This is a genomic window from Kitasatospora setae KM-6054, from assembly GCF_000269985.1.
In the GTDB taxonomy this organism is placed as follows: domain Bacteria; phylum Actinomycetota; class Actinomycetes; order Streptomycetales; family Streptomycetaceae; genus Kitasatospora; species Kitasatospora setae.
This window is the reverse complement of record NC_016109.1, coordinates 8,644,402-8,669,809: the sequence shown is the minus strand read 5'-3', so window position 1 is coordinate 8,669,809 and position 25,408 is coordinate 8,644,402. Positions and strand designations below refer to the sequence as shown.

17 protein-coding genes and 1 pseudogene are annotated in these 25,408 nt (G+C 73.3%); 8 read left to right on the top strand and 10 right to left on the bottom strand.

Annotated elements, in window-relative coordinates; all coding sequences use genetic code 11:
* The first annotated feature begins 115 nt into the window (after positions 1-115).
* Positions 116-2,611, top strand: a complete 2,496-nt coding sequence (locus KSE_RS37460; protein WP_014133270.1) for a sugar phosphate nucleotidyltransferase — start codon at positions 116-118, stop codon at positions 2,609-2,611.
* A gap of 315 nt (positions 2,612-2,926) precedes the next feature.
* Here KSE_RS37460 and KSE_RS37455 read toward each other — a convergent pair whose 3' ends face one another.
* The 4 genes from KSE_RS37455 to KSE_RS37440 form a co-directional block, all read right to left on the bottom strand.
* A complete protein-coding gene (locus KSE_RS37455) occupies positions 2,927-3,529 on the bottom strand; it encodes a DsbA family oxidoreductase (protein WP_014133271.1) in 603 nt (200 codons plus the stop codon).
* Positions 3,526-4,836: an acyltransferase family protein gene (locus KSE_RS37450; RefSeq protein ID WP_014133272.1), complete on the bottom strand. Its 1,311-nt coding sequence runs from the start codon at positions 4,834-4,836 to the stop codon at positions 3,526-3,528. The genes KSE_RS37455 and KSE_RS37450 overlap by 4 nt, the downstream gene beginning before the upstream one ends.
* Entirely contained in the window at positions 4,833-6,509 is a 1,677-nt protein-coding gene (locus KSE_RS37445) for an MFS transporter (protein ID WP_014133273.1), read from the bottom strand. The genes KSE_RS37450 and KSE_RS37445 overlap by 4 nt, the downstream gene beginning before the upstream one ends.
* A gap of 149 nt (positions 6,510-6,658) precedes the next feature.
* A complete protein-coding gene (locus KSE_RS37440) occupies positions 6,659-7,255 on the bottom strand; it encodes a ScbR family autoregulator-binding transcription factor (RefSeq protein WP_014133274.1) in 597 nt (198 codons plus the stop codon).
* A 506-nt stretch (positions 7,256-7,761) separates the two neighbouring features.
* Between KSE_RS37440 and KSE_RS37435 the strand changes: the two genes are divergently transcribed.
* Entirely contained in the window at positions 7,762-8,961 is a 1,200-nt protein-coding gene (locus tag KSE_RS37435) for an IS701 family transposase (protein WP_014133275.1), read from the top strand.
* An 825-nt stretch (positions 8,962-9,786) separates the two neighbouring features.
* Here KSE_RS37435 and KSE_RS37430 read toward each other — a convergent pair.
* Both KSE_RS37430 and KSE_RS37425 read right to left on the bottom strand, forming a co-directional pair.
* Positions 9,787-10,743, bottom strand: coding sequence for an NAD-dependent epimerase/dehydratase family protein (locus tag KSE_RS37430; RefSeq protein ID WP_269450280.1), 957 nt, complete (start codon positions 10,741-10,743; stop codon positions 9,787-9,789).
* Positions 10,744-11,822: 1,079 nt separating this feature from the next.
* Positions 11,823-12,464 (bottom strand): ScbR family autoregulator-binding transcription factor, encoded by a 642-nt coding sequence (locus KSE_RS37425; RefSeq protein ID WP_014133277.1) that lies wholly within the window; start codon positions 12,462-12,464, stop codon positions 11,823-11,825.
* A gap of 239 nt (positions 12,465-12,703) precedes the next feature.
* Between KSE_RS37425 and KSE_RS37420 the strand changes: the two genes are divergently transcribed.
* From KSE_RS37420 to KSE_RS45470, 4 genes are all read left to right on the top strand, one after another.
* On the top strand, positions 12,704-13,597 hold the full coding sequence (locus KSE_RS37420; protein ID WP_158413044.1) for a ScbA/BarX family gamma-butyrolactone biosynthesis protein: 894 nt from the start codon (positions 12,704-12,706) through the stop codon (positions 13,595-13,597).
* A gap of 153 nt (positions 13,598-13,750) precedes the next feature.
* Positions 13,751-14,110 (top strand): helix-turn-helix domain-containing protein, encoded by a 360-nt coding sequence (locus KSE_RS37415; RefSeq protein ID WP_041293924.1) that lies wholly within the window; start codon positions 13,751-13,753, stop codon positions 14,108-14,110.
* Positions 14,083-14,268, top strand: coding sequence for a hypothetical protein (locus KSE_RS43930; RefSeq protein ID WP_014140610.1), 186 nt, complete (start codon positions 14,083-14,085; stop codon positions 14,266-14,268). The genes KSE_RS37415 and KSE_RS43930 overlap by 28 nt, the downstream gene beginning before the upstream one ends.
* Positions 14,269-14,310: 42 nt before the next feature.
* Entirely contained in the window at positions 14,311-15,009 is a 699-nt protein-coding gene (locus KSE_RS45470; RefSeq protein ID WP_014140609.1) for an integrase core domain-containing protein, read from the top strand.
* Between the two features lie 59 nt (positions 15,010-15,068).
* Here KSE_RS45470 and KSE_RS37405 read toward each other — a convergent pair whose 3' ends face one another.
* Positions 15,069-15,596: a hypothetical protein gene (locus tag KSE_RS37405; protein WP_014140608.1), complete on the bottom strand. Its 528-nt coding sequence runs from the start codon at positions 15,594-15,596 to the stop codon at positions 15,069-15,071.
* 169 nt (positions 15,597-15,765) lie between these two features.
* On the opposite strand from KSE_RS37405, the gene KSE_RS37400 reads away from it, so the two are divergent.
* A complete protein-coding gene (locus KSE_RS37400; protein WP_051055596.1) occupies positions 15,766-16,683 on the top strand; it encodes a 5'-methylthioadenosine/S-adenosylhomocysteine nucleosidase family protein in 918 nt (305 codons plus the stop codon).
* Positions 16,684-16,748: 65 nt separating this feature from the next.
* Positions 16,749-21,071 carry an ATP-binding protein gene (locus KSE_RS37395; protein WP_033260210.1) on the top strand — a complete coding sequence of 1,441 codons (4,323 nt, stop codon included), beginning with the start codon at positions 16,749-16,751 and terminating at the stop codon, positions 21,069-21,071.
* Between the two features lie 89 nt (positions 21,072-21,160).
* On the opposite strand, the pseudogene KSE_RS43200 reads toward KSE_RS37395, so the two are convergent.
* From KSE_RS43200 to KSE_RS39190, 3 genes and pseudogenes are all read right to left on the bottom strand, one after another.
* Positions 21,161-21,451: pseudogene (locus tag KSE_RS43200) on the bottom strand (integrase core domain-containing protein); the annotation flags it as partial.
* Between the two features lie 333 nt (positions 21,452-21,784).
* Positions 21,785-21,973, bottom strand: a complete 189-nt coding sequence (locus KSE_RS37385) for a hypothetical protein (RefSeq protein ID WP_014140604.1) — start codon at positions 21,971-21,973, stop codon at positions 21,785-21,787.
* A gap of 138 nt (positions 21,974-22,111) precedes the next feature.
* Complete coding sequence (locus KSE_RS39190) at positions 22,112-24,934, bottom strand: SGNH/GDSL hydrolase family protein (RefSeq protein WP_158413067.1); 2,823 nt, start codon at positions 24,932-24,934, stop codon at positions 22,112-22,114.
* Positions 24,935-25,408: the final 474 nt, after the last annotated feature.

The following is a 25,408-nucleotide window of genomic DNA, read 5'->3' as shown; positions in this document are numbered from 1 at the left end:
CCCGGCCCGCCCGGCGGCGGCGGGCGCCCGGCCCACCCCGCCGCGACGCCCGTCCCGACCGTGACCGTGACCGTCCTGATCGTCCTGACCGAACGACCGAGGGAGAACTCCGGTAATGAAGGCTGTTGTGATGGCGGGCGGTGAGGGGACACGGCTGCGGCCGATGACCTCCGACCTGCCCAAGCCGCTGCTTCCCGTCGCCGACCGTCCCATCATGGAGCACGTGCTGCGGCTGCTGCGCAGGCACGGCCTGCGCGAGACGGTGGTGACCGTCCAGTTCCTGGCCCCGCTCGTCCAGGAGCAGTTCGGGGACGGCTCCGCGCTCGGGATGTCACTGACCTACGCGCGGGAGGACAGCCCGCTGGGCACCGCCGGCAGCGTGAAGAACGCCCAGGAGCAGCTGGGCGGCGCCCCGTTCGTCGTCATATCGGGCGACGCGCTGACCGACATCGACCTCGGCGACCTGATCCGGTTCCACCGGGAGAAGGGCGCCCTGGTCACCGTGTGCCTCACCCGGGTCCCCGACCCGCTGGAGTTCGGCATCACCATCACCGACGACCAGGGCCGGGTGGAGCGCTTCCTGGAGAAGCCCACCTGGGGGCAGGTGTTCTCGGACACCGTCAACACGGGCATCTACGTGATGGAGCCGCAGGTCCTGGACCACGTGGCCGCCGGGGAGAGCGTCGACTGGGCCGGCGACGTGTTCCCCCGGCTGCTGGCGCAGGGCCACCCGGTGTACGGGTACGTGGCCGAGGGCTACTGGGAGGACGTCGGCACCCACGGCAGCTACCTGAAGGCCCAGGCCGACGTCCTGGAGGGACGCGTGCGGGTGGACCTGCCCGGCTTCGAGGTCGCCCCCGGCGTGCGGGTGGCCGCCACCGCCCAGGTCGACCCGGCGGCCGTCCTGGAGGGGCCGCTCTACATCGGCGCCCACGCCCAGGTCGGCGCCGGGGCCCGGCTGGGCCAGCACACGGTGGTCGGCAGCCACGCCGTCATCGAGCAGGGCGCCGTCCTGCAGCGCGCCGTGGTGCACCCGCACGCCTACGTCGGCCCGCGCGCCGCCCTGCGCGGCGCGGTCGTGGGGCGCGGCGCCGTCCTGCACAGCGGCACCCGCGTCGAGGAGGGCGCCGTCCTGGGGTCCGGCTGCGTGCTGGAGGAGGACTCCTGCGTCACGGGGGGCGTCCTCGTCTACCCGGGCAAGAGCGTCGAGGCGGGCACCGTCGTCAGCGACTGCCTGATCTGGGACTCCCGCCGCGCGAAGTCCGTGTTCGGCTCCCGCGGCGTGCGCGGCACGCTGAACACCGAGATCACCACCGAACTCGCGGTCCGCCTGGCCGGCGCGTACGCCACGACCCTGTCCCTGGGCGCCCACGTGGCCATCGCCCGCGACCACGGCACACCCGCGCAGGTCCTGGCACCCGCGATGATCTGCGCGCTGCGCGCCGCCGGCGTCGGGGTGCGGGACCTGGGGCACGTGCCGCTGCCCGTCGCCCGCCGCGAGAGCGCCGCCGGCTGCGACGGCGCGATCGTGGTGACCACCACGCCGGGCACGCCCGAGAGCGTCGACATCGTGTTCCTCGGCGCGGACGGCACCGACCTGCCGCAGGGCGCGCAGCGCGCCCTGGACCGCGTCTTCGGGCGCCGGGAGTACCGGCGGGTGCTGGCCGGGGAGCTGGGCTGCCTGAACACCTCGCCCGCGTCGGTGGAGGACTACGCGCGCGAACTCGCCGAGCGCGTCGACGTGTCCGCGATCGCCGAACGGCGGCTGAAAGTGGTCGTCGACGCCGCGTGCGGGAGCGCCGCGCTCGTCCTGCCCTCGGTCCTGGGACGCATCGGCGTCGAGGCGCTCACCGTCAACAGCGGCCTGATGCCGTCGGCGTGCACGCAGACGGCCTCGGAGCGCGCCGCCGCCATGCGCACCCTGGGCCATCTGGTCGCCGCCTCCCGCGCGGCGTTCGGCGTGCGCTTCGACTCCGCGGGCGAACGCCTGTGGATCGTCGACGAACTCGGCCGGGAGGTCGGCGACGACGCCGCGCTGCTGCTGATGGTGCGACTGGTCACGGCCGAACTCGGCGGCGGCACCGTCGCGCTGCCGGTCACCGCCAGCCGGGTCGCGGAGTCCGCGGCCGCCGCGCACGGGGGACGGATCCGGTGGACCGCCACCGCCCCCGGGGAGCTCGCCCGCCGCGCCGCCCAGGACGCGGCCGTGCTGGCCGCCGACGGCGAGGGCGCGTTCATCCTGCCGGAGTTCTCCCCGCACGCCGACGGCATCGCCGCGTTCGTACGCCTGGCCGGACTGCTCGCCCGCGACGGCGCGCCGCTGAGCGAACTCCTCTCGTCACTGCCGCGGGCCCACGTCCGCAGCCGGGACCTGCCCACGGCCTGGCAGGACAAGGGCCAGGTCATGCGGACGGTGGTGGAGGCGGCCAGCGGACGCGCCATCGACACCACCGACGGAGTACGGGTCCTGGAGGACGACGGACGGTGGGCACTGGTCCTGCCCGACTCCGTCTCCGCCGTCACCCGCCTGTGGGCCGAAGGCCCCGACCCCGCGTCCGCGGACGCGCTCCTGGACGAATGGTGCGAAGCCGTGGGCCAGCCCATCGCCTGACCACCCCCGCATCCCCGCACCCCCGCACCCCGCGCCCCGACCGGGCTGCCCGCCGGTCACGGCCGCCGACGCGCGGGTGCCCCTCCCCCGGCCCGGCCGGCCACGGAAGGGGCACCCGCGCGTCGCCGCGCCCCGCCCCGGACCGGACCGCCCCGGACCGCCGCGGATCCCCACGGACCGCCGCGCCGCCGGGTGCCGGGCCGCCGCAGGCCGCGGCCCCGCCGCGGCGCGGTCGCGGCGCGGTCGCGGCGGGGCCCGGTCGTGGCGGGGCCCGGTCGTGGCGGGGCCCGGTCGTGGCGGCGGGGTGGGCGGGGGTCAGCCGGTGCCGGCCTCGGCGGCGCGGCCGATCGCGTCGTCGAGCTGCGCGCGGGAGGGCACGCCGTCGATCCGCCAGGACCCGATGACCACGACGGGCACCATCGTGACGCCCGCGCTCGCGCGGGCGGCGGCCTCCGCCTGGCGGTGCAGGCGCGCGTAGCGCGCGGACAGGATCGCCGAGCGGTAGGCCAGGGGGTCCAGGCCCGCCCGGCGGGCCAGGGCGGTGAGGACGACGGGGTCGGAGATGTCCTGCCAGTCGTGGAAGTAGGCGTGGAAGACGAGGTCGCTGTAGGCGGGTTCGGCGCCCTGTTCGAGGGCGTACTGGTAGCCCGTGAACGCCATCCGCGCGCGGCGCAGCGGGGTGCCGGGCGGTCCGGGCAGGGGTACGCCGTGCCGGCGGGCGAGCGGGCGCACCGAGTTCTCCCACACTCCCCGGGGGTACTCCCCCGCTTCCTCGACGCAGTGCGGGTTGACCTCGAAGGGGTGCAGGGTGGTCCTGGTGTCGGTGCCCGCGCCGGTGACGGCGCGGGCGAGGAGCTGGCGGGTGATCAGGCTGTAGGGGCAGATGTAGTCGAACCAGACGTCGATGTCGACGGTCACCGGGTGTCTCCGTGGGTCGGGTCCCCGCTCGCGGGCACCGGTGCCCGCGCCGCCACCGGCGGCGCCGCCACGGGCGGCGGCGGTACGGGTACGGCGGGGGCGGGCGGCGGTACGGGGGTGTCGGGCGGGGTGTGGCGGGGGGTGGCGAAGCGCCGCATGAGGGGGCGTTCGAAGGCCGTGTGCAGGATCCAGGCCAGCAGCAGGGTGAGGGCCGCGCTCGCCGCCAGCAGCGCGGCCGCGGCGGGGGTGCTCCAGGCGCGGCCCTCACCGAGGGCGCGGTGGCCGTAGACCTGGACGAGGCGGTGGGTGAGGTAGAAGGCGAAGGAGAGTTCGCCCAGGCGCAGCATCAGCGGCGCGCGCAGCGGGCGGGCGCGGGGGCCGGCCCTGCGCCTCCCCGCGAGGGGGGTGGTGGGGGTGGTGGGGGTGGCGGGGGTGGCGGGGGTGCGGGTGTCGGCCGCGGCGGCGGCGGTGATCAGCCAGGTGACGGGGACGAGGGTGACGGCGGCCAGGCCGTAGTCGAAGGGGGCCCGCAGGGCGAGGGCGTAGGCGCCGGCCAGGGCGAGGGTGGCGGTGGGGGTGCCGGGGCCCTTCCAGCGGCCGGTGGCGACGATGCGTGCCATCACCATGCCGAGGACGAATTCCAGGGCGCGTACCGGCGGGAAGGCGAAGACGAACCAGTAGTGCTGTTCGGAGACCGGCAGCCAGGTCATGTGGGGTGTGGCGGGCAGGAGGGCGCCGGCCAGCGGCGGGACGCACAGGACGGCCGCGGTGAGGGCGCCCGCGCAGGGCCACAGGCGCGCGGGGCGGATCCGGCGCACGGCGGGCAGCAGGGCGGGGAAGGCGAGGTAGAACAGCGCCTCGCAGGCGAGGGACCAGCTGACGGGGTTGACGCCGAGGATGACGTCGACGTCCGGGGTCCAGGTCTGGACGAGGAGGAGGTTGCGCAGGACGCCGGGGCGGGGCTGGCCGGCGCGGGCCATCAGGGCGAGGGCGGCGAGGGCGGTCAGCAGGTGGCTGGGGTAGATCTTGAAGAAGCGCCGGCGCCAGAAGCGGCGGGCGCTGTCGTGGGGGCGGGCGGACCAGGTGAGCAGGAAGCCGCTGAGGACGAAGAAGAAGGAGACGCCGACCCAGCCGGCCTTGCTGAACAGCTGGGAGAAGCGGGCGCCGGCGTCGGGGTCGCGGAAGGCGTTCTCGTAGGTGGCGTGGAAGCAGAACACGAGCAGGGCGGCGACGAAGCGCAGGGCGGTCAGGGACGGCAGCCGCCCGGGCGCGCCCGGGCCGGCGAGGTCGGCGCGGGCGGGCGTCACCGGGGCCGCCCGGTGCGCGGGGCCGTACCACTGCCGGTGCCCGGGCCGGGGCCGGTGCCGGGGCCGGGGCCGGTGCCGGGGCCGGTGCCGGTGCGGGTGGGGGTGGGGGTGGGGCGGGGGGCGAGGGCCAGGGCGAGGAGGGCGAGGAGGGTGACGGCGGCCAGGGCGGCGGCGAAGGCGTCCTGGTGGGCGCCGGCGCCGGTGCGGCCGCCGAGCGCGCGGGAGAACACGAGCGCGGTGACGGTGATGCCCAGGGACATGCCGATCTGGGCGGCGGTCTCCATCGCGCCGGAGACGGCCGCGCTGTCGCGGGCGGGGGTGTCGCGCAGGACCGCGGCGAACAGGGGGCTGACGCCGAGGCCCTCGCCGAATCCGATGACGGTCAGGGCCGTCATCAGCGTCCAGCGGTCGCCGGCGGTGGCGGGCAGGAGGGTGGCGGCGAGCAGCAGGAGGGTCCCGGCGGCGTTGACGGTGTATCCGATGGCGAGGACGTGGGCCTGGTAGGGGGGTTTCAGGCGGGGCGCGAGCAGGGACGCGGCGACGAAGGCGCAGGCCAGGGGGGTGAAGGTGAGGGCGGCTTGGAGGGGTGGGTATCGCAGGCCGTCCTGCAGGAGCAGGGTGAGGGTGAAGAAGAGGCCGGCGTTGCCGGCGAAGAACGCCAGCGCGGTGGCGCCGCCGCGGCGCACGGCGGGGTCGCGCAGGAGGGCGGGGGGCAGGAGGGGGGTGCCGCCGCGGGCGTGCAGGGCGCGTTCGTGGCGGTGGAAGGCGGCGAGGGCGGGCAGCGACAGGAGGGGCAGGGTCCAGGTCCAGGCGGGCCGGGCGGGGCCGGTGGCGTGGAGGAGGGGGAGGGTGAGGAGCAGGAGGGCGCAGGTGAGCAGGAGGACGCCGGTGAGGTCGAGCCTGGCGGGGCGCCGTCGCGGGGTGCGGGGCAGGGTGAACGCGGCGGCGGTGAAAAGCAGGGCGCCGGCGGGGACGTTGACGAGGAAGGCCGTCCGCCAGGAGAGGCCGAAGGGGTCGGCGGCGAGCAGGACGCCGCCGAGGAGCTGGCCGGTGACGGAGGCCGCGCCGATGGTGGCGCCGAAGGCGGCGAAGGCGCGGTCGCGGCGGCGGCCGGTGTAGGAGGTCTGGAGGAGGGCGAGGACCTGGGGGTAGAGGACGGCCGCGCCCAGGGCCTGCAGGAGGCGCAGGCCGATGAGGGCGGTGGCGGAGGTGGCGAGGCCGCAGGCCAGTGACGCGGTGGTGAACAGGGCCAGGCCCGCGAGGAAGGCCCCGCGGTGGCCGTGGAGGTCGCCGAGGCGTCCGGTGGTGATGAGGAGCAGGCCGTAGGCCAGGACGTATCCGGAGATGACGAGTTCGCTCTGGGTGAGGCCGGTGTGCAGGGAGGTGCGGATGGTGGGGGCGGCGACGTTGAGGATGAAGGAGTCCATGACGGTCATGAACGCGCCGCCCAGGAGCACGGGCAGCAGCACGCGGCCGCGGGCGGCCCCCGCGCCGTCCTCGGCGGGGACCGCCGGGGCGCCGCCCTCGGCGGGGTGCCGGACGGCGGGGGCGCCGGGGGCGCCGGGGGCGGCGGGGGCCGGGGCGGGGTGGGGGCCGGTGGTGGGGGTCCGGGCCGGGGGGCGGGCCGGGGGCGGTTCCTTGACCGCCCTGGTGGCCGCGGGTGTGTCCGCCACGGGATTCTCAGCTCCTCGCAGGTCCGCCGGAAGGGTGAGCCCTCACCCTCGGGCCCGGGGGGCGCGGGCACAACGGGGACTTGCGCAAGGTGTGCCCGGGTGGGGCGCGCCCCCGGGCGTGGGGTGTGTCCGGGCGGGGGTGCGCGTGCTCAGGTGGGGTTGGCGGACACGCCGCGCAGGACCAGGCGCCAGAGCTGGGCGAGTTGGGCGTCGGCGCTCTGGTGTTCGGTGTGGGGGACGCGGCAGCGGATGTGCGTCTCGGCGCCGGCGACGAGGTGGGCGACGAGGGCGGCGACGGTGCGCAGGTCGGTGCCGGGGCGCAGTTCGCCGTCCCGGGCCTGTTCGAGGAGTTCGTCGACGGTGTGTGTCCAGGCCGGGTACCAGGCGGTGGCGGCGGTGGTGGCGGGCATTTCCCGGGTGAGGCGGGCGGCGGCCCGTACGCTTGCCTCCTTCTCCAGGAGGCGGGCGAGTTCGAGGGTCAGCGCTATGACGCTCTGCAGGGCGGGCGCGGGGTGGGCGGCCACGCGTGTGACGACGTCCTGGGTGGCCGAGCGGCCCAGGCGCTGGACGGCGACGGCGAGTTCGCCCTTGGTGCGGAAGTGGAAGGTCAGGGCGCCCATGGAGATGCCGGCCGTCTCGCTGATGCGGGCGAGGCTGGTGCCTTCGTAGCCGGCGCGGTCGAATTCCACGGCGGCGGCCTTCACCAGGGCGTGCCGGGTGCGTGCCGCCCGTTCCTGCTTCACCACGGTGTGGCTCCCGTCTGCGCGCGCCGGCGGGGGCGGCCCGGGGCGGGCGCGTACGGGAGGAGGGCCCAGGCGGCCGGGGCGGGGCGCGGTGGCGGGGACGGCGGACGGCGGGGCGAGGACCGGCGGCGGGAGGGCGGCGGAGCGCCGCACACCGGGCGCGCCGGGTGTTCCGGGTGTTCCGGGTGCGCCGGGTGTTCCGGGTGCGCCGGGTGTTCCGGGTGCGGGGTGCGGGGTGCACATCCGGCCGGTGGTGCGTGTGCGGCCCTCAGATGTGCTCGTCCCACCACAGATCTCCCCACTGGCCCGCGCGTTCGGTCTGCCGCCCAGCTTTCGACGGCGGGCGGCTGCGGCGCAACGCCGACGTGCGAAAGACGTCCGGACTTCTCCTGCGGGTCCGGTCGTGGGGCGACTTGGCGAAGTTGTAGCAGGCGGCTCCACCCGATTCAAAAACAAAGCGAACGTTCTCTATTATCTTGGGAGGAGCCCAGCCGGGGAGGAAACAGAGGATGGCCGAAGACATGTCCCGCGCGGCGGCCGCGCTCGCCCAGTCGCGCCTCAGCGCCTTCACCGAGGAGCTGTTCGGCCATCTGCCGCGCGCCGACCAGCGCCGCTGGGCCCAGGCGTACCTGCGGGGGCTGCTGGTCACGCCGGGCAAGAAGTCGGTGCGCCGGCTGGCGTCGGCGGTCTCCGACTCCCCGACGGCCTCCCAGTCGCTGCAGCAGTTCATCAACGCGAGCCCGTGGGACTGGCGCCCCGCGCGCCGGGAGCTGACGCGGGTGGTCGAGCAGCACGCCCCGACCGAGGCCTGGTCCGTCGCCGCGGCCGTGCTGCCCAAGCGCGGGGACCACTCGTGCGGCGTCCACCGCCGTTTCGTGCCGTCGGCCGGGCGTACCGTCAACTGCCAGGTGGGGGTGGGGGTGTTCCTGTCCTCGGGCGGGCAGGACGTGCCCGTGGACTGGCGGCTGCTGCTGCCCGACCAGTGGGACGACGACGCGGTGCTGCGCGAGCGCACACGCATCCCGCCCGCCGTCCGCCACCGCCCCCTGTGGGCCCACACCCTCGACCTGGTGGACACCCTCGCCTCCCGCACCTCGCAGGCGCCCGCGCCGGTCGTGGCGGACATGAGCGAGTACCCGGACGCCGGCCGGCTGGTCGAGGGCCTCAGCCGGCGCGGACGCGACTTCGTCATCGCCGTGCCGGGCACCCTGCGGGTGGTGCCCGGCGGACTGCGCGCCGCCGCCCCCGACCTCCACGCCCCCCTCAGCGCCCGCCAGCTGCTGTACCCCTCCGGCACCCGCCACCCGCACACCGCGACGCTCCCCGCCCCCGACCGGCGGCTGCGCAGTGTCCGCATCCTGTCGGGGCTGGCCCGCCTGCACCTCCCGCGCCAGGACGCCCCCGCCGCGCGGCACACCTACCGGCTGTTCACCCAGTGGCGCCCCGGCGGCGGGCAGCAGCCCGCCCGGATGTGGATCACCAACCTCGTGGACCGGCGCATCGACCGGCTGATCGCCCTCTCCCAGCTGCACCGCGGCACGACGACGGCGATGCGCTCCCTGGAGCAGGAGTACGGAATGCTCGACTTCGAGGGCCGCTCCTACCCCGGCTGGCACCACCACATGACACTGGTCTCCGCCGCCTACACCTACAACCGCCTCGTCCACCCGGCCCAGCAACCGGGCGAGCCGGTACACCAGAGCGCCTGAACACCAGAACGCCTGAACGCCCGGACGCCCGGACGCCCGGACATCAGAGCGCCCCGCCCCCGGGGACACCCCGAAAGCGGCCCCCCGCCCGCGCGGGGGCTCCCCCGACAGCCCCCCGCACGGGAGCCGGACACCGCGCGCCCCGCCACACCCAAAGACGCCCGCACCGCCGGCACGCACCAGCCCGCCACCCCGCGCGAACCCCGGAACACCCCACACCCGCCACCCCTCCCCCCGAGCCGCCGCGTCCGGACGGCGGGTGCCCGGGCGTCCGGGCGGCGGGCGGCGGGCGTCCGGGCGTCCCGCACCGAAACAGCGGGCCCCGCACACCCCCCGCGAACCAACCCCCCACCCCCGCACGGACCCCGGCATCCCGCACCCACCGCACCGAAAACACCCGCACCCACCGCACCGGGGACGGCCGACACCCTCCGCCCCGCCACCCCTTCCCCCGAGCCGCCGCGTCCGGACGGCGGGTGCCCGGGCGTCCGGGCGTCCGGGCGGCGGGCGTCCGGGCGTCCCGCACCGAAACAGCGGGCCCCGCACACCCCCCGCGAACCAACCCCCCACCCCCGCACGGACCCCGGCATCCCGCACCCACCGCACCGAAAACACCCGCACCCACCGCACCCACCGGGCCCACCGCACCGGGGACGGCGGACATCCGCACCGCCCCCGTCGAGACACCTTGACGGCGGGGCGGCGGTGGCGGCCGCCGGGGCGGCGTCCGGCCCGCACGGGCACGGCCACGGCCACGGCCACGGCAGGACGGTGCGAGGCCGGGGCCGCGGGGGCGGGGGCGGGGGCGGTCAGGCGGTCAGGCGGTCAGGCGGTCGGGCGCGGGTCGAGGTGCGAGCGGTACCAGCGTGCCGCCTGTGCCGTCCGGGCCAGCACACCGGGGCCGGCCGGGCAGCCCGCCGCCCGCCACACCCGCTCGCTGCGGTACCAGTGGTCGCGGGTGAGCAGCTCCAGCTGCCGGGCGCTCACCCGTCCCGGCCGCGCCCGCAGCCGCTCCAGGCAGGCCTCCCAGGACAGCTCCTCCCGCTGCGCGACCGACGGCAGCACCCCGTGGGCGGCGAGCACCGCCAGCAGGTCCCCCACCCTGACCGGCACGGGATGGCTCGCGTGGTACAGACCACCGCCCACCGCCCGGGACGCGCACGCCAGACGGACGATCAGCCGGCCCAGATCACCGACCGCCACCGCCGACAACAACCCGCGGCCGCCCTCCCACCGGGCCGGCACCCGCTCGACCAGCTCCGCCAGCGCGGGAACGACCCACCGGTCCCCCTCCCCCAGCACCAGGCCCGGCCGCAACACGATCCCTCCCGCCGCCAGGACCGGCCCCTCCCCCGCCAACCGCGTACGGCTCACCACCGAAACGGGCACCGGCTCGACCTCGTCCACACCGATCCCGCTGTGCGGCCCCACCCCGTACACCGCCGCCGTCGAGAGACCCACGATCCGCCCCACCCCCGCCCGAACGGCCTCCCCCACCAACGCCGCGCTCCCCGCGACATTGACCGCCTCGCACATCCCCTCGTCCGCACCGATGTAACTGGCGAGATGCACCAGCACATCCGCCCCCTCACACACCCCGCGCAACGACGCCGGCTCCGCCAGATCCCCCCACACCCACTCCACCACCCCGCCACCCCCCACCGGAGGCCGACGCGACACCACCCGCAACTCCACCCCCCCACCACCCGCGGCACCCGCCCACCCGCGCACCAACCCCTCCAGGACCACCGAACCGACGAACCCCGTCGCCCCGCTCAGCACGATCCTGCGACCCCCCACCCGCCGACCACGCAACGAACGCCACCCACCCGGCCCCAACCCCGGCCCCGGCCCCGGCCCCGGCCCCGGCCCCGGCCCCGGCCCCGGCCCCGGCGACACGGCACCCCCGGCAGACCACGCCACACCACCCCCACCCGCGCTCCCCCACCACACTCGCGCCGACCTCCCCCCGAACAAAACGAACACCCTCCATTCAACCGGCCGCGACCACCCACCACCAGAGCCCACCCGGCAATCCGCACCACCCCACCACCCGAACCCACACCCGGGGCCGCACCCGGGGCCGGGTGCGGGTGCGGGGCCGCACCCGGGGCCGGGTGCGGGTGCGGGGCCGCACCCGGGGCCGGGTGCGGGTGCGGGGCCGAGCCCGGGGCCGGGGCCGGGGCCGGGGCCGGCCACCGAACCACCCCGCCACCCCCGCCGCGGGAAGCCGCGACGGACGCACGGCGCAAGGACACAAAGGCACCCCGCGGACCCGCCCGGCCCACCCGCCACCACCGGACAGACACCCCGCAACCACCCGCCGAGCCCGGCCGGCGGGCACCACCCGCAACACCGCCGCCACCCGACACCGGACACCGGACGACGGCCCCCGCCACCCCCGACCACGGAACCAGGCAACGCCCGAACACCGACCCCACCGGCCGACAGCACCCCGGGACCAGCCACGACCCGCACAGCGGACAGCGGACAGCACCCGGACCGAACAGCGCCGGCCCCGGACCAACAGCGCACCACCCCCCGCAGCCAGGACCCGGCCCCGACGACCAGAGCCGCGAGAACCGGACAGCACCCCCCGCAGACGGAGACGGAGACGGGACCAACGGCGACCCCGCCGGCCGGCCCCGCCGGCGCACCACCCCGAACCGAAACGGACAGCGCCCCCGGCCACCGGCCACCCGACCCCGCTCACCCCGCCGAGACCCGACCAGACGGCGCACCACCCCGAGCCGAAACGGACAGCGCCCCCGACCACCGGCCACCCGACCCCGCTCACCCCGCTCACCCCGCCGAGACCCGACCAGACGGCGGCCCGACCGACGGCTCCACCCGGCCCCCGCTCACCCCGCCGAGACCCGACCAGACGGCGGCCCGACCGACGGCTCCACCCGCAACAGCACCGCCGCCTGGGGGGTGGCGACCGCCGGAAGCAGATACCGCCACAGCGAAGCGATCCGCTCGGGCAGGTCCGCCCGCCCGGTCGCCACGTTGGAGAAGATCTGCGTCCCCGTGTAAGCCCCCACCAGCACCGTCGCGAACTCCCACTCGTCGACGCCCTCCAGCAGCTCACCGCACTCCCGCGCCGCGACAAGCTGCGCGTGGAACCGCTGGACCCACTCCTGGTACGCCGTGTCGTCCTCGAGCCCCAGCTCCCCCTGCTCCACCGCCAGACGCACACTCGCGCGGAACAGCACATTGCGCTGCAGCTCCCCCGCGATATGGAACGTGATGTCGATCAGCCGCTGCAGACCGTCCCGCCCCGGCGGCAGCCGGATGAACTCCTGCTGACTCGCCATGACCGCGTGCGCCAACCCCTCCTTCGACTTGAAATGAAAGTACATCCCGCCCTGCGTCGCCCCCGACCGCTGCATGATCTTACTGATGCTGGCACCGCTGTAACCGCACTCGTCGAAGACCTCGGCCGCCGCGTAAAGGATCACCTCACGCGTCCGCACGGCACGCTCCTGCTTCGGTTCAGCCACAGCCAGGCCCCGCTTCCACTCGGCAAACAAAACGAACGCCCTCTATTTTACAGACGAACCTCGGTCTAGGGTCAGGGTGTTGCACCATGTACGCCACGGGAGTGACACACCCCGAGCACAGCACGTCCGACCGGGCGGCCCACAGGCCACCGGCCCCACCTCGCACGCCAAAAAAGGGGAACGGCATGCTCGTCACCACGCAACCTCACACCGGCCCACGGCCCGCACTCACCACCACAGTGGCCAAAGAGTACGTCCACCGCGCGTCACTGTCCGAAGTCTTCCTCACCGGCTGGCACCAAACCGCTCCCGACACCTTCACCGTCACCGCCCAATGGCCCCGCAGCCACAGCTTCTACACCACCGACCACCACACCCACGACCCCCTCCTGCTGTCCGAAACCATCCGCCAGACCTTCCCCCTCCTCACCCACGCCGCCTACCACCTCCCCTTCGGCCACCAACTCAGCTGGTCGCACTTCCAGATACGGCTCGACCCCCGCGCCATGAGGATCGAACCCACACCCGCCGAGATCGAACTCCACGTCACCGCCACCAACATCAGGTACCACCGCGGCCTGCCCGCCTCCATGACCATGCACTACACCGCCCGACGCGACGGCCAACCCCTCGCCACCGCCACCACCCACTTCCACTGCCACACCCCCACCGTCTACCAACGCCTACGCGCCGGCCGCGCCACCACCGCCCACCCGTTCCACACCGCCCCCCCACCCCCCCACCCCCTCACCCCCACCACCGCCGGACGCACCCACCACCACGACATCGTCCTCTCCCCCACCCCCCACCCCCACCACTGGCAACTACGCGTCGACACCCACCACCCCGTCCTCTTCGACCACCCCGTCGACCACGTCCCCGGCATGCTCCTCCTCGAAGCCACCCGCCAAGCCACCAACACCCTCACCACCCCCCGAAAACCCCACATCATCACCCACCTCGACATCACCTTCAACCGCTACGTCGAACTCGACACCCCCTGCTACATCCACGCCCACACCACCCACCACAACCCCACCAACCACCACAACCCCACCCACCACATCACCGCCACCCAGGCCGACACCACCGCCTTCACCGCCCACACCCACACCACCCCCCTCCCCACCTGACAACCAACCCCCGAAAACCACCCCACCCACCCACCCCCGAAAACCACCCCCAAACAACCAAGGCGGCCGTTCCCCACACCCCTGTCGCGCGTCAGACTTTGTGGCAGGGCTCGTTTGTCGCGGGTCCTGCTGCGTGAAGGAGTCCGATCGATCATGGTGAGACCGCCGGCACTGCCGCCGGAGGAGAAGGTCCGGATCGTACTGTCGATCCTGGCCGGGGAGACGACCGTCGCCGAGGCCGCGCGACGGGCGAAGGTGTCCGAGCAATCGATCGGAACCCGGAAACGCCAGTTCCTGGAGTCCGGCCGCGCGGGGCTGGCGGGCAAGTCCGGCCCCAGCACCCGGGAACAGCAACTCGAAGCCCAAGTCGCCGACTTGACCCAGGCACCGGGTGAGGCCCCGGTCGAGCCGCGGGTGTGGAAGAAGTCCGCGGAGGGCCGACTGGGCCCTTCGAGGACCTCGAGGCGACCCGCGCCGAGGCGGGCATGCCGACCGCGAGGTTCTGCCGGCTGATCGGCGTGCCCGAGCGGACCTGGCGCCGCCACCAGGCCCGCGCCCGCCAGGGCGCGCCCACCAGAGGACCATGGCCGCGTCCGGCCCGCGAGAGCGTCCGGGAGACCGCCCGCCGGCACGCGCTCGCGCACCCGGCCTGGGGCCACCGCAAGGTGTAAGCGACGTGCCGCTGGGACGGCCACCGCGTCTCACAAGCGACCGTGTTGCGACTGCTGCGGGACGAGGGCCTGCTGCTGGAGGCGAACTACCAGCGCGAACGGCGCCAGCTCGCCGCCCGCCGCAAGGCCGCCTTCGCCACGGAGCCGACCGGCCCGAACCAGGTCTGGCAGCTCGACTTCTCCGAGTTCGAGACGGCCGGCAGCGGGATCTGGAGGCTGGCCGGCTGTCGCGATTACTGGTCGAAGTACGAGCTGGACTGGCACATCTCGCCCACCGCGAACCAGCACGACGCGATCGCCGCGATCGAACTCGCCGTCAAGGAAGCGGAGTCGCTGGCCGGAAAGCCACTGGCCGAGTTCGCCACGCGCGACGCGGACGGGACCGTGAAGCCGCTGGTCACCATCGTCACCGACAACGGCGGACCATTCCGCTCGTTCCGCATCGAGGCGTTCATGGCCACCCGACCGGAGTTGCGGCACATCCGCACCCGGGTCCGCACCCCCGGCCAGCACGGCTCCCGCGAGCGCGGCTTCGGCTCGCTCAAGTACGAGAAGCCGTTCCTCGAGGAGATCCCCGACGCCCTCGACCTCGTCCGGCACGCCGAGGACTACCGGCGTGACTACAACACCCTCCGACCGCACGAGGCCCTGGCCTGGAACCAACCCCACGACGTCCACACCGGCGCCGCGGACCCCCTCGTGCCCAACTTTCCCGAACACGAAAACCTGCCAATTGCTTGACGCGGGAAAGATTCGTATTTTGGCGGATCGTGACCGCCTCACTGCAGGTACGGCTTCGATCAGTGGCTGGATTTGGCGTGCTTGACGATATGGATTGCCAATGTGATCACAGCTGCTACTTCGATGGCGGAAACTGCCAGGCTGAGAGCGGAGTTCCGGCCCCCGGACCAGCAAACTGCCAGTGCCACGGTGGGGATTCCGGTGAAGAGCGCGAGGTCGACGGCGCACTGGATGGTCCGGCGCTGGGTCCGCCCGGCGTCGCTGCGGTGGAAGTGCTCCCAGGCGAACATCGTGACCTGCTCCTGGCTGATGGCGCCGAGCCGGGGGTCGAGGCTGGTGCGGATGTAGCGCCCCATGTCGCTGATCTTCTTGTCGTTGGCCAGGTAGAGCCACCCCAGAGCGGGGGTCGCGGCGGAGATCAGGAGGAGCAGAGGCGTGGAGAGGGAGCCGGCGACGAGGACTGCGGCGACGAGGCCGAGGGTGACGTAGGGGAGGTTGTCGCGGAAGGCGATCCTGGATTTCTGTTCCTCTTTGGTCTGCTGGTATTCGAGGAAGAGGGCCTTGATCGAGGTCGCTTCTTCTTCCACTAGGGCTCCTTCACTGTCGGAGGGTGGAGCTATTGTTGCCAGTGGATCGAGGGGATGCGATGCGGCCCGCCGTGGCATGGGGCCGGTACCTTCGAACGAGGGAAAGTCCGTTCTCGCAGGAGTGTTGTCTTTCTTTGGGGGTCTGATGAGTGGTAGTGATTCTCGGCCTGTGGTGGTGCTGACCGCACTGGGGCTGGAGTACGAGGCGGTTCGGGCCCATCTGTCCGGCCTGAGGCGCGTTGTCCATGGCGGGACCGTCTTCGAGACGGGGGTGCTCGGCACGACGGGGCGCGCGGTTGCCTTGGCCGAGGTCGGCCCGGGTAACCGACCGACCGCCGTGGTGACCGAGCGGGCCAGGCAGCACTTGGACCCGTGGGCAGTGCTGTTCGTCGGCGTCGCGGGGGCCCTGAAGCGGGACGTGGCGCTGGGGGACGTGGTGGTGGCGAGCCGGATCCACGCCTACGAGAGCGCCAAGCACACGCCGGCTGGCACACTCCCCCGCCCGCAATCCTGGCCCGCCTCCCACCCGATGCTGCAGGCGGCCCGGCACGCCCTGCGCGGCCGGGAGTGGCACGCAGGGATTCCCAGCGATGCGCGCGGCCGGTGGGAGGGGGCGGGGCCGGCAGTGCACTTCAAGCCGATCGCGGCTGGCGAGGCTGTCCTCAACACGTCGCAGGGCGAGGTGCGCAGGCTGCTGGCAGAGGCCTTCGAGGACGCGGCGGCGATCGAAATGGAGGGGGCCGGCCTTGCCGAGGCCGCCAGCATCGGCGGTTTGGAGGCGCTCGTGCTCCGGGGCTTGAGCGACTACGCGGACGGGGCGAAGGCCACGGCGGACGCATCCGGGTCGCAGCCCCTGGCCGCCGCCCACGCGGCCGCTGCGGCCGCCGCCGTCATCGCCGCCCTCCCTGCGGGGCCGGGTGAGCCACCGGATTCCCGCGGCACCGGCAAGGGGCCCGGGGCGGGCGAGCCGGGCGCGGTCGGCGGTCCGGTCCAGGTGAACACCGCGTACACCCAGGGCACGGTCAACGCGGTCCAGAAAGGGTCCCTGACGATCCGTGGGGACCGTCGGCTGCCGCCGGGGGTGTGAGGATGACCCGGCCGCCTGAGGACGCGGGCGGGGCACTCCCCCGTCAGGAATCACAGCAGGATGGGGTGCAGGTCAACACCGCCTCCGCCCACGGGAGCGTCTACGCCTCCCAGCACGGCGACGTCATCCACTACGGCGCCACTGTGGATGCCCCGGTCCTGTTCGCCCAGTGGGAGCGCAGGCTGCGCAGGCTCACGCCCGGCTTCATCCGCACCGGCGGCGGTGAGGAGTTGCGGATCGACCGCGGCGCGGCCGTGCGCGACCTTTCGGGCTGTGTCACCGATGCGGGAGCACAGGCGGTCGTCCTGGTGCGCGGGGAGCCGGGCACCGGGAAGTCGGCCCTGGCACTGGGTGTGGCCGAGGAGCTGAGGCGGCGCCAGTTCACCGTGCTCGCCGCGCCCTTGCCCGCCCTGGCCGGCCACCGGGACGGGCTGGAGGACCTGCTGGAGAGGGCGCTGGCCGCAGGGATCGGCGCGGACGGGCACGCCGATGGCGGGGAGCAGAGGCCACCGGGCCGTGCCGTGCTCCTGGACGGCGCGGAGGCGGCGCAGCAGGGCTTGGAGGACCTGGTGGCCGAGGCCGCCGAAGCGGCCTGGGGCCTGGGCGCGACTCTCGTCCTGGTCAGCCGCGACGATGCGGTGGACACCCTGCGGCAGATTCTGGAGCTGGCAGGGCGCCCGGTTCGGGAGTTCACTCTCCGCTCGTTGGACGAGGGCGAGAGTGCCCAGGTGCTGGCCGCCGCCCCCGAACTCGCCCGGATCGCCCGCGACGCCAGGTCGCGCTGGTTGCTGGGCCGGCTGACCACCGTCGACCTGCTGCTGCGCGCCACACGCACCGGCGCCCGTCTGCCCGAGGTGCTGTCCAGCGAGGCCGACGTCTACTCCGTGGTGTGGCAGGCACTGATCCTGCAGGGCGGGCGCCCTGGTGCCGATGACGAGGGGTCGGGGGATGACCGGGCCGACGCGCTGGTGTCGTTGGCGGAAGGGCGGCTGACGGCACGCCGGGGCCGCCTTCCCACCGGCCGGACGCTGGCGTCGCTGCGTTCGGCGGGGATCCTGGCGCCGGTGGGCGAGGGGTCGGCGCTGGGGGGCGAGGAGCAGCAGTTCGCGCATGACGTGCTGCGGGACTACGCCGTGGCCCGGCGGCTCCTGCTGGAGGACGGCCTGCCGCTGCTGGAGGCGTCGGGGCACCGGTGGGCGGTGCGGGCGGCGCGGATCGTGTGCCAGGTGAGGCTGCGGCAGCGCGGCAGCGCGACCGGTGCCTTCCTTGCGTGCTGGGAGGAGGTGTCGGCCAGGTTCGCGGCGCTGGCCGGAGTCCACGGGCCGCGGTGGGCGGAGGTGCCGTGGGAGGCGGTGCTGGCGGCGGGTTGGTGCGAGCAGGCGCTGGAAGCGCTGTCCGCTTCGCTGGGCGGCGACCCGCTATTGCTGGACAGTCTGCTGTCATGCGTGCAGCTGCGGTTCGCCGGCGAGGGGGCGTGCGATGTGGTGGTCGCAGCGCCGGTCGTGGCGTGGCTGGCTGCGAACACTGCCCTGTTCGCCTCCGGTGCCGACCATGAGCCGTCCCGGGGCGAGGAGGTGGTGCTCGGCTGGCTGCGGGGGGTCGCGCGGTTGGAGACGGCGGGATCCGACGTGTCGCCCTACCGTGCCGCGCGGGTTCTGGTGCGCGAGCGTCTGCTGAGCGGCGGGGGCCGTGGAAGCAGGGGCCAGGCGCGGTTGGAGGCCTTGGGGCTGCTCGGCGCCGACCTGGACGAACACGTGGCGCGGGCGCTGCGGGCGGTGGCCTTGGCCGACCGGGGCGAACTGGCTCCGGTGGTGGACCGCTTCGATCCCGCACGCGCTCTGGCGGCCCGTGATCCGGACCTGCTGCTGCGGCTCGCGGCGGCGTACTACTGCACGGACCCGCACGACGCGGGGAAGGACCTCCGCCGCCAGGAGGCGTTCCGGGGACGGCACGAGTACGAGGGGCTGCGCACACGCGGTCAGGCCGCCTGGTACCGGGGGCCGTTCATGGCGCTGCTGCAGGCCTCGGCCCCACACGGGCTGGCCCTGGTGTCGGCGCTGGCCCACGACTGCGTGTACGGGCCGGTCACAGAGTACTGGGACGGGGTGTCCGAGCGGGTCCCGGGCGGGCCCGAGGGTGCCAGCTCCCCCGGCGGCCCGGTGTTGGAGGCGGACCTGCTGGACACCGGTGTCCGCGTGTACGCCGGCGGCGCGGGGGCGTGGGGCTGGTACCAGGGGACCCTCAACGGCCCCCAGCCGTGCACGAGTTCCCTGATGGCCCTGGACCTGATGATGCATCACATGCTCGAGGCCGGGATGGAACTGCGGCACGTGGCGCAGCTCCCGCTGCGGCATGTCGGCACGGCCGCCGGCGCGGGATTGGCCTACGGCTTCCTCGTACGCCATCTGGACCGCGTCACCGACGAGTTGGACGACTTCCTCGCCCAGCCGCTGGTGTGGTCGTTCGAGAACCGGCGCGCCATGTACCGGGGCATGTTCGGCTCCGGCTCCCCCACCGACCTGCCCGGTGACCTCTACCTGCGGGCGCAGCCGGGCCGTGTGGCGATGCACTTGGTCGTCGAGGCCGCGCGCCAGGACGACCAAGGGGTCCTGGAGCGACTGCGGGGGGTGTCGCGGCGCCTGCGCGAAGCCGGCGGGGAGCAGGATGCCGTGGACCCAGCGGTGGGAAACTGGGCCGACCATCTGGACTTCGACCGCTACAGCATCCGCCGAGAAGGGCGGGAGGTGGTGGTCGAGGTCCTGCCCTCCCCCGACATCGCCGAGCGGATCCAACGGATGCGGGCCGCGAGCGGCTTCCAGAGCCGTCTGCTGGGGATGACCACGGCGTATCAGGCGATGACGGACCTGTGGCGGCGCGCTGCGGCCGCGGTGCCGGCGGATCTGGCCCAACTGGCCGCCGACCTGCGCGTTGCCCGGGATGCCGCCCAGGACTTGGAGGAGGGTTCTCGCTCTGATGAGGTCGGTGTCCACGCTGCCGGTGGCCTCTACGCGGTGGCCGCCGGGGCGGTGATGGCCGCCGACACGGGCCGCGAACTGGAGGCGGACGATCTGGAGTGGGCGATCGGGCTGCTGGCCTGCGCCATCACGGACCGCGTGCCGGCCGGCGCGGCCGATGCCACCTACCCCTGGGAGGGGAGCCGGATGGCAGCGCTGGTCCTGCCCCGATTGCTGCTGCCCTGGGCCGCACACCGGGTCGGCCCGGCACTGCGGGAGGCCGCGGCGGAGGCGGTACGCGCGGCGGCATGCCATCCGGTGCACGAGGTACGGCGCTACGCCTGTGACGGACTGGCCGTGCTGTGGCGCCAGCCCTGTGCTACGGCCGGGCCGGTGTGCCATCACGCCCTCGCATGGGAGGCAGTCCTCGGCGGGATCCGGCTGACTCCCGCCAACCCGCTGAACGTCCCGGACTGGTATCCCGAGGCGCTCGATGAGTTCGACGAAGAGGAGGAAGGCCACGGTGGTGCGCCGCCGCGCACGGCCTTGGGCCAGGCCGGCACACTGGCAGCCGACCTCGAGGCCATGGAGGACCACCGGATCCCACTGGACCTGCTGTTCCCGAGCGTGGCCGCGGTGCTGGACGCCGCCGCCGGCGAGCACTGCGCCGCGCCTGTGGCCCGGGCGCTTCGGCCGACCGTGTTGAACGCCTACGCTCGGGCAGTCTGCGTCGAGGACGGCCGGTTCCACAACCTGCGCTCCGACATGACCGCACCGCTCGCCGCGGCCGTGCTGCACGCCGGCCGCCACGAGCCCGCCGTCGCGGCCGGGATCATCGACCAGTTGGTCGGCTCGCCGGCCGTACTGGCACTTCTCCTGGATGCCCTGAAGATGGCGGCCACCTACGAGCCGGAACTCGCCGCCCCGCTCGCGGTGCTGTGGCCGCACGTCATGGAGAGCGCCCTCACTCTCCCCCCAGTCGTCGGCCGCGCCGGCTACCGGGCACGCCAGGGCCGCGAGGACCTGCTGCGGGCCCTCCTGCCCGCACCCACACCCCACGGCTCCGACCGGCACCTGGACGCCGTCATCCAGCAGGCCCGCGCGAACTGGCTCCCGGTGCAGCCCCTACGCGATCACATCGAGGCATGGCTCCAGGAGGCCCGCGGCGTGCAGCGGTGCACGGACGCCCTGGTTGGCCTGTTGAGGTCGCAGCCGCTCGGCTTCCAACTCGACCCCGGCCTGCGCTGGGCACGGGAACTCACCACACCCGTTGACGACACGGGCACCTCACCGGGCTACCTGATGCCGGAATGGCTCGAAGCCCTGCGCCCCCATGTCAGCTCGGCCACCCGCCCTCACTACCTGGCCCTTGTGGACACCTTCGCCAAGGACGGGCACACATTCGCCAGACAATTGCAGCAACGGGATGAGTAGCCAACGCCCTTCCCGCCCCCGTCAAGTACATCCGGCCAGGAGCTGGACGGGGCTGTGATCAGTCAAGCGCACCGGCTCGGCTTGAGACTCTACGTTGTGACTGTGACCAGGTGTTTTGTGGCGGTCAGGTAGTAGCTGGCTTCGTATTCGGCCGGTGGAACGTGGCCTATCTCACCGTGGAGTCGGCGATGGTTGTACCAGTCCGCCCACTCGGCGGTGGCGGGTTCGACTTCGGAGAGCGTGCGCCAAGGCCGCTGGGGTTTGATCAGCTCTGTCTTGTACAGGCCGATCGTTGATTCCATCAGGGCGTTGTCCAGCGCGTCGCCGACCGAGCCGATGGAAGCGGCGACGTCGGCCCGGCCCAAGACCCCGGGGAGGGCCGGACGACAACACCCGCGAGCAGCAACAACCAGCGGTGGCAGCGGTAGCGGTAGCGGTGGCGGTGGCGGTGGCGGTGGCGGCAGCGGTGGGCGGTGGCGGTCGCGACGCAACACGTATCGAAAGGCACCGGCACCACGGGCAGGCCGCCAGAAGGAGGCCCACCGCGCTGTCGGCACCCGGCACTCCACCCACCGCCGGGCGTACGGAGCATGGAAGCCACCACCCGATATCCCACCGCACCGGCATGAGCGCGATCACCGGCCGCCCCGCCACACACGCCCCCGCGCCGGAGCGCTCTTCCCGGCACCGCCCACAGCGGTGCCGGTCGCCGCTCAGTGCGAGGGCCTACTCACACCGACGGCCAGCACCACCACACCGAGCAGCACACTCACGGCCACCAGGACCCAGCGGGCCACGCGCAGACGCCGCACGCACGGCAGCAACCAAGTGACGACGACCGCCAACACCACCACACCCAACAAGACGACCACCGCGGCCCTGGCCCCGAAACCCGCGCCCATGCACCCACTCGATCCGTCATCGCAACCGGCATCACCGAATTTCACAAACGTCGCGAGCGGCCGTCTGGCGGGACTTCTCGGCGTCGGTCTGGCGGCGGCCTCCCACCTGAAGGGGGAGGCCGCCGCCGGAGGGTTCGGTCAGAGGCGGAAGGGGTTTCCGCCTTGGCCGGCGAGGATGTACCAGGCGGTGGCGCCGGTGTGCAGGGAGGCGTAGTAGATGTCGCCCTCACCGGTGGTGAGGCCGTCGCTGGAGGCGGCGACGATGCCGTTGCCGTCGGCGTTGGGGACAGCGCCGCCTTGGGCGTCCTGCAGGGTCTTCTGGAGGACGGCCGCCTTCGCGTCGTCGCCCGGTGCGCGGCGGGCGTGGTAGGCGGCGAGCAGGTGGGCGGTTCCTTCCAGCCAGACCTTGCTGGTGTCGGACTTGGCGAAGCTGACGCCGTAGAGGGTTCCGCCGACCGGGTTGTCGGTGGCGGCGAGGTTGGTGGCGGCCCAGTCGATGGAGCGGGAGTAGCGGGGGTCAAGGGTGGCCAGGTAGCTCCAGGTCTGGATGTCCTCGGGGACGCTGTCGCGGTTCTGGGTGACGCCGTCGTTGCCGGTGCCGGTCCACAGCCGGCCGTCGTCGGCCTGCATGCCGCGCACAAACGCGAAGGCGTTCTCGGAGCGCTGGGCCCAGGTCTGATCACCGGTCAGTTTCGCCAGCATGGCGAAGAACGCGCCGACGTCGATGTTGTGCTCGGTCGCCTTCCAGTCCTTGCGGACCATGGCCGTGCCGTTGCCGGAGGAGTCGGAGTAGCCGCCGGTATAGCCGCCGAGCCCGCGGGTGTCGGCGGCGTTGTCCTGGATCCAGTCGGCGGCCCGGAGCGCGCCGTTGAGGTACTTCTGTTCGCCGGTGACCGAGTACAGGCGGGCGAAGGCCATGCCTGCCCAGGCCATGTTGCCGGTGTAGACCGACCAGCTGCCGATGTAGGGGGTGCCGGCGGGGTAGTCGCGGCCGAGGGTGGTGACGAACGGGTCGGTCAGGTAGGACGCGCGGATCCGGCCGTCGTCGACCGGGTCGTGGTCCTGGGCGTACAGCAGGCTGTCGCCGAGCCTGACGGCCCGTCCGACGTCGCGGAAGCGTCCCTGCAGTATGGAGGCGATGATCACCGCGTTGTCGTAGGTGAAGGAGGCCTGGAATCCGTTGGGCCCGAACTCCGGGCCCGGGCCGAAGTGGCCCCCCGTGTAGCTCTGCGGCACCCCGAGGTCGTTGACGATGTTCTTGTCCATGGTCTTCTCGAGGAAGCCCGTCGCCATCAGGACCGACACCGGGTCCGCGTCCGCGACCGGCGCCGCATCGCAGGCGCCGAGCGACTGGAGGCTCGTGCAGGAAGCGGTGTTCTCCACCTTCCACTGCTGTTCGCCGAGCCCGGAGCAGGGAACGAGCCGCAGGCGCGAGTTCTCGTCCTCCTCCGAGGCGGTCAGGCACCAACGCCGCATGTTCGCCGGATGGATGTCCACAGCTCTGGGCTCGCGCAGGTGGGTGATCCAGAAATGCCCCTGGCTGTCGCTGTGGAACTGCCAGCTCGCCGCGTACGGATCGCTCTCGACGGGCCCCACGTCACGCAGGTGGACCGTCCCGGAACCCGGATCCGCGACCAGGGCGGCGCCGTTCGGCGCCCTCAACTGCCAGCCCCCGACCGTGTCCCTGACGGGCGTCCAGCTCTGGGCCGCGGCAAAGGTCCGCCCGGGCTCCGGCGCTGCGGGCTCCGCGTGGGTCGCCGGGAGGTCGCCCACGGGGATGAGCGTCCCCGGCGAGGTGAGGAACCGCCGCCCCTCCACCGGCCATGGTCCACGCGTGCTCAGCGCGGCACTGCCACCACTCGCGACCGGCGGATCGACCGCGACACCGAGCGAGTACCTCGCGTCCTCATCCTCGGACAATCCCATCTCGGTGGCCGGCCGTGCACCCGGATTCGTGCACTTGAATCGCCAGGCCCCCGTTCTGAAGCCCTGCTCCAGATAAGCGGCCAGCGCGGTGAGACACGCGCCCAAGGCCTGCTGCCCGTACGCGTTGGGGTGGATCGCCTCCTGCTGCGCACCCAGGGGGCCGACTTCGATGAGGCGGTCGGGGAGCCAGCGGATCCACTCGGCACGGTTGCTGGCCACTCCTCCCGACGTGGTCGCCAGGTCGGCGAACTTGCTGCACAGCTCATGCCCTGCGAAAGCATCGGTCAGGTCCAGGAACCTGACCCCGCCGACGTCGTCCGCCGCCTCCTTGAGACGATTGGTGAGTTTTTCCATCATCGTGGTGGCGGCCCAGGTGGCATCGGCGTCCTTGAAAGGGCAGCCCCTGTTGCCCCGGTTGTCCGGCGTGAAGTCATCGATTTTCGCGGGAAGGGGGCGAGGATACGACTGAAGGACCAGGCTGTAGTCCCAGGGCTGATACCCGGCGTCCCTCATCTTGGTCTTGATCGACCTGAGAACCGTGGAGACCTTGGTCCGGAGGTACAGGTTGGCCGAATCGAAATTCTTGTCCTGCTCCTCATTGCAAGTCCCCTGGAAGGGGAGCGTGTACGCCTTGACGCAGGCCTTGATGATGTCCGAGAAGCCGACATCATTCCCGCCGACCGAGACGACCACCATCTTGACCCGGTTGGTCCGGGCGACGTAGTCGAGCTGATCCAGCTGCGAAACCTGGCTTTTCTCGGCCCAGCCGTCGTGGAACTGGTCGGTCTTGGCCCCCGAGCAGGCGAGGTTGAACTTCTTCACCCCCACCTCGCCCGGCAGGTCCGCCATCATGATCTCGGCCACGTTCGACCGGTCGCACTTGTTGCCACCGTCCAGGTACGACGTGTTCTCTTCGATTCCCAGGTAATTCGGCCCCCGGTAGATGCCGATCCCATTGTCGGTGGAATCCCTGGCCTCGCCGTCGCCGTTTCCTCTCCATCGCCCTCCCTCGCCGGAGATGTAGCTGTCGCCCATGGAGACAATGGCGGGGGAAAGGTTCGGGTCTTGCGGGACCGCTACAGCGGGAGTGACGGTCACAATTCCCCCTGCCGCCACCGCGGCGACCGCGAGAAGGGCGGTGGCGGATTTTCGCCACCGCCCGCGACCGGCCGGGATAACTGTTGTGCGCATGGATTCCAAACCTCTCGGCACCGGGCCACGAGGCGGTTCCCCATGACCTGAAGCAGGCTTCAAAAGTAGGTGCTCCCGCCTCGGTTCTGTGGATCTGGTGTGAAACATGCGCGCTTTCCGGGAACCCCCGCCCGTTCGGACACGGCGTTCCTGCCTGTTCGGACACGGGCTGCCGGACCCTCCCGCCGGGGACCGACGGCCACGGGGAGGGGGCGTGCGGCATTGCCGTGCGCCCCTCCTTCGTTGTCCAGTGCGGCCGGCCCTCGCGTTGCGGGCCTGGAGACGGAGACGGGCCTGCTCGGCGTACTCGGCCAGACG